Source organism: Candidatus Planktophila lacus (genome assembly GCF_002287925.1).
Taxonomy (GTDB): Bacteria; Actinomycetota; Actinomycetes; order Nanopelagicales; family Nanopelagicaceae; genus Planktophila; species Planktophila lacus.
In genome coordinates this window covers 306,843-319,723 of record NZ_CP016769.1, presented here as the reverse complement: position 1 = coordinate 319,723, position 12,881 = coordinate 306,843, and the positions used below count along the sequence as shown (strand labels likewise).

General features: G+C 47.6%; 10 protein-coding genes and 1 tRNA gene. 5 read left to right on the top strand and 6 right to left on the bottom strand.

Annotated features, from left to right (window positions below; translation table 11 throughout):
• Position 1 precedes the first annotated feature (1 nt).
• Positions 2 to 358, top strand: a complete 357-nt coding sequence (locus tag A1s21148_RS01590) for an iron chaperone (RefSeq protein WP_095670750.1) — start codon at positions 2 to 4, stop codon at positions 356 to 358.
• A 263-nt stretch (positions 359 to 621) separates the two neighbouring features.
• Entirely contained in the window at positions 622 to 1,848 is a 1,227-nt protein-coding gene (locus A1s21148_RS01585; protein WP_095670749.1) for a hypothetical protein, read from the top strand.
• A 7-nt stretch (positions 1,849 to 1,855) separates the two neighbouring features.
• Here A1s21148_RS01585 and A1s21148_RS01580 read toward each other — a convergent pair.
• The 3 genes from A1s21148_RS01580 to A1s21148_RS01570 form a co-directional block, all read right to left on the bottom strand.
• Positions 1,856 to 1,927 (bottom strand) — tRNA-Val (locus tag A1s21148_RS01580).
• A gap of 28 nt (positions 1,928 to 1,955) precedes the next feature.
• Complete coding sequence (locus A1s21148_RS01575; RefSeq protein ID WP_095670748.1) at positions 1,956 to 2,429, bottom strand: peroxiredoxin; 474 nt, start codon at positions 2,427 to 2,429, stop codon at positions 1,956 to 1,958.
• 10 nt (positions 2,430 to 2,439) lie between these two features.
• Positions 2,440 to 2,820, bottom strand: a complete 381-nt coding sequence (locus A1s21148_RS01570; RefSeq protein WP_095670747.1) for a DUF3052 domain-containing protein — start codon at positions 2,818 to 2,820, stop codon at positions 2,440 to 2,442.
• A gap of 137 nt (positions 2,821 to 2,957) precedes the next feature.
• Between A1s21148_RS01570 and aceE the strand changes: the two genes are divergently transcribed.
• Genes aceE through glgB form a run of 3 tightly spaced genes read left to right on the top strand, consistent with a single transcriptional unit; the run spans position 2,958 to position 9,598 of the window.
• Positions 2,958 to 5,678 carry a pyruvate dehydrogenase (acetyl-transferring), homodimeric type gene (gene aceE / locus A1s21148_RS01565; protein WP_095670746.1) on the top strand — a complete coding sequence of 907 codons (2,721 nt, stop codon included), beginning with the start codon at positions 2,958 to 2,960 and terminating at the stop codon, positions 5,676 to 5,678.
• An 8-nt stretch (positions 5,679 to 5,686) separates the two neighbouring features.
• Positions 5,687 to 7,651, top strand: a complete 1,965-nt coding sequence (locus A1s21148_RS01560; protein WP_095670745.1) for an alpha-1,4-glucan--maltose-1-phosphate maltosyltransferase — start codon at positions 5,687 to 5,689, stop codon at positions 7,649 to 7,651.
• 9 nt (positions 7,652 to 7,660) lie between these two features.
• A complete protein-coding gene (gene glgB, locus A1s21148_RS01555; RefSeq protein WP_095670744.1) occupies positions 7,661 to 9,598 on the top strand; it encodes a 1,4-alpha-glucan branching protein GlgB in 1,938 nt (645 codons plus the stop codon).
• Here glgB and A1s21148_RS01550 read toward each other — a convergent pair.
• The 3 genes from A1s21148_RS01550 to A1s21148_RS01540 are packed head-to-tail and all read right to left on the bottom strand — an operon-like array spanning position 9,595 to position 12,871.
• A complete protein-coding gene (locus A1s21148_RS01550; protein WP_095670743.1) occupies positions 9,595 to 10,782 on the bottom strand; it encodes an MFS transporter in 1,188 nt (395 codons plus the stop codon). The genes glgB and A1s21148_RS01550 overlap by 4 nt on opposite strands.
• Entirely contained in the window at positions 10,782 to 11,642 is an 861-nt protein-coding gene (locus A1s21148_RS01545; RefSeq protein WP_095670742.1) for a tetratricopeptide repeat protein, read from the bottom strand. The genes A1s21148_RS01550 and A1s21148_RS01545 overlap by 1 nt, the downstream gene beginning before the upstream one ends.
• Positions 11,639 to 12,871, bottom strand: coding sequence for a DUF4032 domain-containing protein (locus A1s21148_RS01540; RefSeq protein WP_095670741.1), 1,233 nt, complete (start codon positions 12,869 to 12,871; stop codon positions 11,639 to 11,641). Before A1s21148_RS01540 ends, A1s21148_RS01545 begins: the two co-directional genes overlap by 4 nt.
• Positions 12,872 to 12,881 lie beyond the last annotated feature (10 nt).

Sequence of the window (12,881 nt, the reverse complement as noted above, 5' to 3'; positions counted from 1 at the left end):
CGTGGCAAAACAGTTACCTGTCGCAGTTCGCGCACATTATCAATCGGCCTCGTCGCCACATAAAGAAACCATGCTCGAGATGCGCAAGCGAATTTTGGAGATAGTTCCAGATGCGCAAGAAGTAGTTAGCTACGGAATGCCGGCATTTAAAGTGGATGAAACGATCGTGGCCGGATTGCTAGCCAATAAGAAGCACGTTGGTTACTACCCTTTTAGTGGATCAATTTTGAAGTTATTCCCTGAAGAGTTAGCGGGATTCTCAAAAACAATCAGCGCTATTCATGTTCCAGTTGATAAGCCACTTACAAAAACTCTCATGAAGAAGCTAATCAAAGCGAGATTGACTCAAGCCAAGTAATTGCTTCGAGAGGTCGCCATTGAAGGATCTGATCAATAAGGTTCTCAGCACGCTACTAAAGCGATGCTGGAGATGAAGAAGATTGATTTAGCTGCAATTAAGGTTGCGTATTTAAATCAGTAAAGGTGGGCACTGAGGGTTTCGTAATCTATCTTTGATTACTCTCTCGCAACCTGCAGGAGCTTCTTTTCATCTACTTGAATCACCTCAGATTTTTGAGGCTACTGCAGACAAATCTCATAGGCGTCAGTATTCTTTTTGCCATGAAGAGGTCCTATGCCTTGATAATTGCCATCGCATTCTTTGGTGCTTCCCTAACAAACCCTGCCTCTGGAGCGGTTAAGGCGGGTAGTGCTTGTACTAAAGCGGGAGCGACTTCCACTTTCTCTGGCAAGAAGTACACCTGCGTAAAGACTGGGAAGCTGTTAGTTTGGAATAAGGGAGTCTTGATTTCAAAACCTTCAAAGCAGCCCGCACCAGCAGCCAGTTCATCACCCTCACAAGGGACATCAGGATCAACGTCTTCGTCACAAGAACCGATAAATTCAAAAGTTATTGAGTTGCCGACTTCATTTGCGAATATAGAGGAGCGTTATCAGGGCATCCCTTACGCAGTGTGGGACAAGATTCAAACCAATTTGGAGCTACATAAATCTTCCGAACTAAAAATTTCGTTTCTCTTCGGACCTAATACACCTCAGAGATATCCGGATCAATGGACTATCAATGCTGTGACATTGGGCTCTCGGGTTATGGGTAGCCAAAAACAACCTTCTGAAATCAAATTCATTCAGTTCAACAAAGAAGATGTTTCATGGGCTAGAAATGAAGCAAACAAATATACAAGCCCCTTCAATTTAGGAATTAACTACGCAGATCAGGCGTCCGAGAAATGTTCCGGGATTGATTGCGATGGGGCGGTCACCAACATCACGACCGATATTGGGCTTGTACTTGTTGGTGTTTCCAATCCCGTGAACCGATTCAACATTCAGAAATTTAATGGTCAGAATGATTTACATGAATATACACATGCTGTTCAAGGCATGATTTTTAAAGGAAAAACAAAAGTTCCACCATCAATGCAAATGCCCTGTTGGTTTGCAGAAGGTCAGCCGCAAGCAATCTCAATTCCAACGCTTGCAAAAAGCGCTGAGGACTACGTAAGAATTCGAAAAGGCTGGATAACTGACAATAGGTGGGTTCTTAAAGACTATGAACCAGAGACCATTCAGGCATTTCTGAAAGAGAATATGCAGGCACCATGCCCCTCTAACACATATTCAATGCTCTTCAGTCTTGGATACATCGTCATGGACGCCCTAATTGCAGTTGGTGGGGTGGATAAGACTTTCGATGTTCAAGTTGGGAGAGCTGATGGTCAGACATTCGAAGATTCGTTTAAAAAAGTTTACGGAATCAGTTGGGAAGAAGCTTCAATAGCGCTTTCAAAAACTGCGTCGAAAGTTTACAAAGAGAATAAGAAGTAAAGAACTGTGGGCGCTGAGGGTTTCGAACCCCCGACATTCTCGGTGTAAACGAGACGCTCTACCACTGAGCTAAGCACCCGATTGTTGCGAGGCAAATACTACCTCAACTACAGGGCAGCGATTGCGGCCTTGTAATCCCCGTTATTACGCGCATCGCCGAGGCCATTTACGACTGACCAGCGAACTACGCCTACTTTATCGATGATAAATGTGCCGCGCATTGCGCAACCAATATCTTCGTTAAATACCCCGAAAGCTTTTGCTGCTGCGCCATGTGGCCAGAAATCCGCAAGCACTGGGAACTTGTAACCCTCTTGTTCTGCAAAAACTTTTTGTGTGTAAGGCGAATCGCATGAGACAGCAATTACCTGAACGTTGTCGTTTTGGAATGCGGCTAAGTCATCACGAATTGCGCAGAGTTCGCCAGTACATGTTCCGGTGAATGCAAAGGGAATAAAGAGAACGACTACGTTCTTGTTTCCCTTAAACGATGAAAGTGAAACCTTGGCGCCATGCTGATCTTTTAATTCAAAGTCAGGTGCAACCGATCCAACAGAAATTCCAGTAAGTGTTTGGCTCATGCCGCCAAACTTATCGCTTGCCAGCCTTACGCGCCACTAGACGTGTTGCCGTCCAATCATTTGCTACGACAAGGGTTGATGTTTGGCTCATCCCCGCAATTGGTGCCGCATCCTGAATATCACTTGGTTCAACATGTCCATCGCGACCAACTTTTGGAGTTAACACCCAGATCGGTCCGGTCTCACTTAAATAGGTGAGGGCATCCATTAATTCATCGACGAGATCGCCATCACCATCGCGCCACCAGAGAATTACTGCATCGACGACTTCGGTTGCAGATCCTTCTAGAAATTTGGTACCAACTGTGGCAGCGATCTCTTTGCGAAGTGCGTCATCGCAATCAGAGTCATAGCCAACTTCAAGGACGATCTCTCCTTGAGCAAATCCCATCCCCTTTGCCACGGGATAAGTCCACCGAATTGCGAGCGCTTTGACAAGGGTTTCGGGTGGTCCATTTATCGGCGCCTTTCTGAGACAGAAAGTGGTCGGATTTTGCTCTACTACCGCGTAAGCGCGAGAATAAGCCCATGAGCGAGAACTTCGGCGTCCCAGACCAGATCATCGACCAGCTAGTAGATATCGATCCAAGTGAGACCGCCGAATGGCAAGCCTCCTTCGATGCCGCACTCAATGGCGCAGGTCCCGTACGCGCTCGTTACCTAATCTTGAAGTTGCTACAGCGCGCACATGAAAAAAATATCGGCGTTGCCGCACTTCGCAATACCGATTACATCAACACTATTACTCCAGAAAACGAACCAGCATTTCCTGGCGATGAAGCGATCGAACGTCGCATCCGCGCTTACATCCGCTGGAACGCTGCGATGTTGGTGCACCGCGCACAGCGCCCCGGCATCGGAGTCGGCGGACACATTTCTACTTACGCATCATCTGCCGCACTTTACGAAGTTGGTTTCAACCACTTCTTCCGCGGACAAGATCACCCAGGCGGCGGAGATCAGATCTTCTTCCAGGGACATGCATCTCCCGGAATGTATGCACGCGCATTTATGGAAGGCCGCTTAAGCGAACACCAACTAGATGGTTTCCGTCAGGAACTTTCACATAAGGGCGGCGGACTTTCTTCTTATCCGCACCCACGTTTGATGCCTGAGTTCTGGCAGTTCCCAACTGTGTCTATGGGTATCGGTCCGATCAATGCAATTTATCAAGCGCGCTTTAACCGTTACCTACATAACCGCGGGATTAAAGATACGAGCCAGCAAAATGTCTGGGCATTCCTTGGCGATGGTGAAGTCGATGAAGTAGATACCTTGGGCGCGATTGGACTCGCATCACGCGAAAATCTCGATAACTTAACATTCGTTGTTAACTGTAACTTGCAGCGCCTTGATGGACCTGTGCGCGGTAACGGCAAGATTATTCAAGAGCTTGAATCAATCTTCGGTGGAGCCGGCTGGAATGTAATCAAGGTTGTCTGGGGCCGCGAGTGGGATCCACTGCTTGCCCAAGATCGCGAAGGCGCACTTGTAAATATTATGAACACCACTCTCGATGGTGATTACCAAACATTTAAGGGCGAGAGCGGCGCTTATGTTCGCGAAAAATTCTTTGGCCGCGATCCACGCACTGCAGCAATGGTTGCAAACTGGTCAGATGATCAAATCTGGAACCTAAAGCGCGGCGGACATGATTACCGCAAACTTTATGCTGCCTACGCTGCTGCATCACAACCAAATGGTCGACCAACAGTTATCTTGGCGAAGACCGTTAAGGGTTGGACACTTGGTTCGCACTTCGAAGCGCGCAACTCAACGCACCAGATGAAGAAGATGTCACTTGAAGATATCGTCGAATTCCGCGATCGTTTGGGTATTCCAATTGCAGATGAGAAGTTGGATAAGTACACACCTCCTTATTACAAGCCAGCTGCGGATTCTGCAGAAGCTAAGTACCTGGAAGAACGTCGCGCCGCACTTGGTGGATCAATTCCACGTCGTCGCAGCGTTTCACGCCCATTGGCACAACCTGCCGATGAAGCATACGAATCTGTAAAGCGCGGATCTGGTCAGCAAGAAGTTGCAACCACCATGGCATTTGTTCGTATGTTGAAGGATCTCGTTAAGGATCCAGGACTTGGTGCGCGTTTAGTGCCGATCATTCCTGATGAGGCTCGTACCTTCGGTATGGATTCATTGTTCCCAACGCTAAAGATTTACTCACCACACGGTCAGCAATACACCGCAGTCGACCGCGAGCTAATGCTTTCCTACAAAGAATCAACTGCGGGCGTAATCCTTCACGAAGGCATTAACGAAGCCGGTTCAGTTGCTTCATTTACTGCAGTTGGATCTTCATACTCAACGCACGATGAACCAATGATTCCGATCTACATCTTCTACTCAATGTTTGGATTCCAGCGCACTGGAGATGCTTTCTGGGCTGCTGCCGATCAGTTGGTACGCGGATTCGTAGTCGGTGCAACAGCAGGTCGCACAACTCTTAACGGTGAAGGTCTGCAACACGAAGATGGTCACTCACCACTTCTTGTTTCAACTAACCCAGCAGTTGTTGCATACGACCCAGCATTTGCATACGAACTCGGCCACATCGTTAAAGATGGTCTACGTCGTATGTATGGCGAGAACAGCGAGAACATTTACTACTACCTAACTGTTTACAACGAGCCATATGTTCAGCCAGCAGAACCTGAGAACTTGGATGTCGAAGGTTTGCTCAAGGGAATTTATCTATTCCAGCAAGGTCCAAAGCAGCGTAAGAAAGTTGCGCAGATCTTGGCATCTGGCGTTGGTATGAACTGGGCGCTAAAGGCAGCAAAGCTTCTTGAATCTGATTGGGGAGTTTCAGCATCCGTTTGGTCAGTTACATCATGGAATGAACTACGCCGCGACGGTCTGGCTGTAGATCGCCACAACTTCTTAAATCCATCTGATCAACGCACCGCATACGTTGCCAAGAAACTTGCCAACGCTGAAGGTCCAGTCATCGCAGTTAGCGATTACATGCGCGCAGTACAAGATCAGATCGCACCATGGGTTAACCAAGACTTTGTTTCACTTGGAACTGATGGCTTTGGTCTATCCGATACTCGCGGTGCACTGCGTCGCCACTTCAAGGTCGATGCCGAATCAATCGTTATCGCAACACTTGCAGCTCTTGCTAAGAGCGGAGATGTAAAGGCTGGTGTTGTGCAAGAAGCGATCAATAAGTATCAGATTAATGACATTAACGCTGCAGATCCGGGAAATACCGAAGGCTCTGGCTGAGGTAACTCTTGATAACTCGCATCCCCATTACAGATATCTCTCCTGCGGTTAATTTCGGAGGCGAGTTAGTTCCTGTAAAGGCGGTTGCGGGTGAAGTAATTGCAGTTACTGCAACGATCTTTCGCGAAGGCCATGATGCACTTGGTGCGCATGCTCTGTTATTTGATGACAAAGGTAAAGAAATTTCCCGCACTCCGATGCGCGAAATCTGGCGCGGTGGCGATCGCTTCGACGGAACGATCACAATTCCGGCACGCGGAGAATTCAGTTACGCCATCGAAGCCTTTGATGACCCCTTTGCAACATGGGAACATGACTCTGAAATAAAGATCGCAGCCAATATCGATGCCGAACTCTGCTGCACCATCGGCAAGTTAATATTCGAAGAGAAGTTAAACGAAGATCCATCTGTAAAGAAGTTGCTCTCCCCTGCAATCAAGGCGCTAACTGATACTTCACTTGCACCAGCCAATCGTTTCTCGCAGGCAACAACCACTGAAATTCGCGCTTACTTTGCTGCTAACCCACTGCGTCGCTTAGTAAGTCGTTCTGAACTAATTCCTGTGCGTGCAGATCGTGATCGCGCACTTGTCGGTGCTTGGTATGAATTCTTTCCTCGCAGCGAAGGCGCGATTGTTGATGCGCACGGCCGTATTACAAGCGGCAATTTTGCAACTGCGGCAAAGCGAATTCCAGCCGTTGCTGCGATGGGCTTTGATGTTCTCTATCTGCCACCAATTCATCCAATCGGCACCGCACATCGCAAGGGGCGCAATAACACTTTAACTCCAAGCGATACTGACCCAGGTGTTCCTTGGGCGATCGGCAATGTGGAAGGTGGCCACGATGCGATTAATCCAGCGCTTGGCACTATGGCCGATTTTGAAACCTTTGTATCGATAGCCAAGAAGAACAACGTGGAAATTGCTTTAGATCTAGCGCTACAAGCATCACCTGATCATCCTTGGGTTAAATCAAATCCGCAATGGTTTACAACTCGCCCTGACGGCACGATTGCATACGCAGAAAATCCGCCTAAGAAGTATCAAGATATTTATCCAATTAACTTTGACAATGACTATGCCGGAATTCTCGCTGAAGTACTTCGCATTATCCGTGTATGGGTTTCTAAGGGTGTAACCATCTTCCGCGTTGATAATCCCCACACCAAACCGGTTCACTTCTGGCAAGAAGTTATGTCAGTAATTCAAAAGGAAAGCCCAGACGTTGTATTTCTCGCGGAAGCATTTACCAAACCAGCGATGATGCACGCACTTGGCAAAGCTGGTTTCCATCAGTCTTATACCTATTTCACATGGCGCACGAGCAAGGCCGAACTTATGGAGTACGGCCGCGAAGTTTCGCAAGAGACCAGTGCATTCTTTAGACCAAACTTCTGGGTGAATACTCCAGATATCTTGCCTTTCCATTTGCAATCTGGAAACCCTGCAATGTTTGCACTTCGTGCAGTGCTTGCAGCAACACTAACTCCTTCTTGGGGAATGTATGCCGGCTATGAACTCTATGAGCACCGCCGCTTTAAAGAAGGTGGCGAAGAGTATTTAGATTCAGAGAAGTACGAGATTAAGGTACGTGACTGGGATGGAGCGGCTAAAAAAGGCATAACCCTTGCACCCTTTATTACTAAGTTAAACCAGATCCGTCGCGCGCACCCGGCGTTGCTGCAACTTCGCAATCTGCGCTTTCATCACACCGATTCTGATTCGATCATCGCTTATTCAAAGCGCACAGGCGATGATTTGATTTTGGTGGTCGTAAACCTTGATCCAACTTATGCTCAAGAGACCACAGTTCATTGGGATATGAAGGCGCTCGGAATTGCGGCACATTCATTCGAGGTCAAAGATTTACTGGATAACCAGAGCTTTACATGGAGCCCAGATACCTTTATCCGCCTTGATCCAGCAAGACCAACTGGCAAAGTTGCACACATTTGCCAGGTAAGGCTCTAACCTCAGATCATGTCTTTCTTCCAGAAGCTATTCGGTAAGAGTAAAGATGCAAAGGAAGAGATCTACATAGCGCCGGCAACATTTTTAAATCCGAATTCAACTTTAGGCGAGTTAGATTTTCATCTACTTGCCGAAGGTCGCCATGAGAAATTATGGGAAGTCCTTGGTGCGCATGTGCGGCGTGATCAAAGCGGAGAACTGCTTGGAACTGCCTTTACTGTTTGGGCGCCAAATGCACGCGCAGTTAGTTTGATCAGCGATTTAAATTACTGGGATAAGAACACCCATCCGATGATTCGCTTAGGTTCATCCGGTATCTGGGAGATCTTTATTGCAGATATAGGCGCAGGAGTTAAATACAAGTTTGCCATCTGCGGCATCGACGGTCGCTGGGTAGATCATGCTGATCCACTTGCACGCCAAACCGAAACTCCCCCACACACCGCATCGATTGTTAACGAATCAAATTATCAATGGCAAGATTCAAAATGGATTGCTGAGCGCTCTAAATTTCAACCTTGGCGCAGCCCAGTTGCGGTCTACGAAGTTCACTTAGGCTCTTGGAAGTTAGGGCTTTCTTATCGCGAACTTGCAACCGAACTCGTTAACTATGTAACAGAACAAGGCTTCACCCACGTTGAATTCTTGCCAGTTACCGAGCATCCATATGGACCTTCTTGGGGTTACCAAGTAACTTCCTTCTTTGCACCGACTTCGCGCTTTGGATCCCCTGATGAATTTAGATTCTTAGTAGATGCGCTTCATGCTGCGGGTATTGGCGTAATCCTGGATTGGGTTCCTGCTCACTTTCCCAAAGATGAATGGGCGCTTGCGAAATTCGATGGCACAGCACTTTATGAGCATGCCGATCCGCGTCTAGGTGAACACCCTGACTGGGGCACCTTGATCTTCAACTTCGGTCGCAATGAAGTGCGTAATTTCTTAGTTGCTAGCGCTCTTTATTGGCTTACCGAGTTCCACATCGATGGCCTTCGTGTAGATGCCGTTGCTTCCATGCTTTACCTAGATTATTCACGTAAAGAAGGCGAATGGCTACCGAATAAATTTGGGGGTCGCGAAAACCTCGAAGCAGTTCAACTTTTGCAGGAAGCAACATCGACTGCATATAAAACTCATCCCGGCATCATGATGATCGCGGAAGAATCAACGGCGTGGCCGGGTGTCACCAAAGAGACTTCATCTAACGGACTCGGCTTTGGTTTTAAATGGAATATGGGTTGGATGCACGACACCTTGGAATATTTGCAGCACGATCCAATTCATCGCGTCTACCACCACAACGAGATTACTTTCTCAATTCTTTATGCCTGGTCTGAAAACTTTATGCTTCCACTGTCACACGATGAAGTTGTGCACGGTAAGGGCCAATTAGTAAATAAATTCCCTGGCGATCGTTGGCAGAAGTTAGCAACGTTGCGTGCGCTCTATGGATTTATGTGGGCCCACCCAGGTAAGAAGTTGCTCTTTATGGGATCTGAATTTGCACAGAATGATGAGTGGAGCGAGAGCGCTGGTCTGCAGTGGTATTTAACTGAATTTGCCGAACATAACGGAGTGCAGAAAGTTGTTGCCGAGTTAAATGCCATCTATAAATCTCAACCTGCGCTTTGGCAGAAGGATACAAACCCAGAAGGTTTCTCTTGGTTAGTGGGTGATGATGGCGCAAGCAATGTCTTGGCCTTTACTCGCTGGTCTGTTGATGGAAAGCCACTTGTTTGTATAACTAACTTCTCGCCAGTTCCGCATGAGAATTACCAACTGCCACTACCTACAGCAGGGGTTTGGCGGGAAATTCTAAATACCGATGCCGTTGCCTTTGGAGGTAGCGGAATAACCAATGATTCTTTTGCCGTTGATGTAGATACAGATTTAAAGCGGAGTTTCCGAGTCCCGCCACTTTCTACAGTCTGGCTCGAGCGCGTTTAACTGACTTTTAGGGCGCGCGCAAAAAACGCTGTAGCCATCAGCATCAGCGCAGGAATCGTTAAAGCAATTGCTAAAGAGCCGGTGAATTGCGCAGTCCATGCAATCGAAGCTTTCAAGATAAAGACCGCAATCATATTTACGACGCCAATCTGCCCAACAACTACCGCGCTCGGAAGTGGCGAGCGTTGATTTCCAGCGGTGTAGAAGGATGGCGCCATCAGCGATGAGCCCATTCCCGCAAAGGTAAATGCCAGGCAAGTTGTTACAAAGGCAATAGTTTTATGCTCGGCGGGAATTTGAACTGTAATAGTTAAGAAGGTTAGAAATCCCCCACCACCGAGTAGCGCAAAAAGTCGAACAGTTTGATCAACTTGAAAACGCTTGGCAATTGATCCTGCATTTAGACGCCCGATGATCATCGCGGTCATGAAAAAGACATATGGCAGAGCCGCCATTCCAGAACTTACGCCAATACGCTCTTTAGCAAAGATTGCCGACCAGTCTCCGGTCGCAAATTCTAGAAAAACCGCGCAGACCAGGCCGCCACTGATTAGCCAATCAACTCTAAATGAAGTGATCAAAGTTCGAAGTGGGAGATGTTCTTCTTCATCTTCATTTGGTTTCATCAAAACTGGAGTTAAACGAATTATCATTGCAGTTAGCGACAGGGTGACAAATACAGCTAACCCACCTACATGCCACGTGATCGGAATATGATCAACGACTAACCCTGAAATAATTGCTGTAGTTAGCGTCCCGAGCGCCCACATACCGTGAAGGCGCGCAATAGTTAAACCGTAAACTCGCTCCATTGCGTTAAATGATTGGGCATTTATCGAGATGTGATAAGCCGATGTTGCCCAACCAATTGCAACGTTACAGATTAAGAAAATTCCAGAAGATTCGGTACGAACAATAAAGAAATATGCCAGCCCCATAATCCAGATATTGGTCAAAATCACGCGCTTTACGCCGAATTTATGAACCATATGGCCGGTTAAGAAGAGACTGGCTACAGCTCCGAATGATCCAGTACTAATAAGAGTTCCAAATTGACCGTTACTTAATCCGAGATTGGCTTTTACTTCAGGAAAACGGGGAATCCAAGACATGATCAACATGGCATATACGCCAAAGAGCGCTTGTAAGAGTTTAAATTCGGTACTTGGTTTAACGGTATTCATTAGAAAAGCGCATTCGCTAAGGCAGCGCGCGCCTTTATAACTCGTGGATCAGCTGGATCTACTAGAGCAAATAGCTCAATCAGGCGATCCTTAACTAGCTTCTTCTCAGCGCCATCAAAGAGTGGAATTAACCTCAGTAATCGCGCAAAGGCTGGCTCTAAATAACCGCTAACGATTTCAATATCGGCACATTGCAATTGAATATCTATGTTATCTGGATGAGCCGAAGCTTCTTTCATGACATTAGCTCCATCAATACCATCCGTGCGCGCCATCAACTGAGTTTGCGCAAGGCCAAGAATTGCAAAGTTATCGTTTGGTTTGCGCGCCAAGAGTTTCTTGTACGCCGCCTCTGCCTTGGCATAATCGCCAGCATCTAGCGCCGCGATAGCTTCTTCCTCTTCGGGTTCAATTTTTTCAGTGGGTGCTCCACCCACGCCCTGTTCGGATGCAAGTGCTAAGACTTTATCGATCACCATCCGGATCTGTTCTTCTGGATAAGGCTGCTCAAAGAGCGGAACCATTTGCTCATTGATGATTGCAACAGCAAATGGAACAGCGCGAGTTTGTAACGCTTGTGCAACCTGTGGTTGAGCATCAACATCAACTCGGCCAAGTACCCAACTTCCCTGATCAGCTAACGCTAACTTTCCAAGGATTGCTACGACCTCTTGTGATTCAGGCGAGCGGGGCGACCAACAAATTAGAACAACGGGCTTGTCTTTAGAGAGTGAGAGAAATTCATTAGTTAAATTCTCAGGGGTTATCTCAATACCGGGCATGGGCCCTGCAGGCTCCGCCTTTGGTTTTCCAAGCGAACTTAGATCGACTGCACGTCCAAAGTTAGGTGGAAGGCTCATGCTTGCGCCCCCGCTTCTACTCCAGAATCACGCCGAAATGGCAGTACATCTTCAATATATGACTGTGCTGCAAAGGTTAGCCCAACATCGTGGCCTTCGCGTTCACTTAAATACCAACGGTGTTCGAGAACTTCGTGGAAGAACTGGGCTTCTTCGATTCGGCCCTTTAAATTATCAGGAATCATCACAACGATCGGCATATAAGTTTCATTTAGCCAACGTCGTGCGGAATCTTGCATTGGTGGTTTCGGACTCTCTTCGCGACCACGGAAACGATCAAGCGAAGCCAGCAAACGCTTTGCTTGCAACGCCTCAGTTTCTAGCCCTGTTAACTCGCGCAGACGATTGCGGTGATATCCGGGTGCAACAAGTTTTGGCTGGAAGTAAAGTTTCTGTGACTCACCATCTAGTGAAACTGAAACTTCTTCTACCGCAAAACCTAAATCATGTAGTTGACGCATCGCACGTTCTACGGCAAGGCGATCTTTTGGATCTAAAACCTGACGCTCTTTAAGCGCTTTCCAGATTCGGTGATAACGCTTGATTACCGCCTCGCTAGCGCGGATCGGATCCATACCTGGGTAAAGAACACCCGAAAGCGCTAAATCTTCAAGTTCGGCGGCAACGTTAAAGTGCGCGATCTCTAAATCATGTTCGCGTTGTCCATCACTTAGTGTTTTCTGGAACTCACCAGTTTCGGCATCCACTAAGTAAGCGGCGAAGGCTTCCGCATCGCGGCGGAATAAAGTATTGGAAAGCGAGCAGTCGCCCCACCAGAAACCAAGTAAGTGAAGTTGTACCAATAACAGCGCAAGGGCGTTGGCCATCATGGTGATGTCATTGGCAGTTACATCTTTACCGCTAAGTAAAACGCGGTACGGAAGCGAATATGGCAAGAAGCGCGTTACAAGAGCGCAAGGAAGCTCTTCTGCACTTTCATCTGTGCGCCCTTCAATAACCGCGATCGGCTGAACGCTTGGCGCTCCGAGGTGTGCCAGTTCGCGCAGCGCTTTATATTCGCGGTTTGCGAATTCAGAGACCGTCTCTTTAACTGCATAGACTTCCGCATCGGGATCATCGGTGGATCGAACCAAGCGAACGATATGTCGCGAAATACCGCGCTTTTCGGTCAGCGCGGGATCTTCCGGCCACTCCTCCAAATTGATATGCCAAGGCAAGCCAGTAACGGCGGCGATTTCTTCGCCTAATCCCGTAATGCGTAACGCCATGTATGAAGGA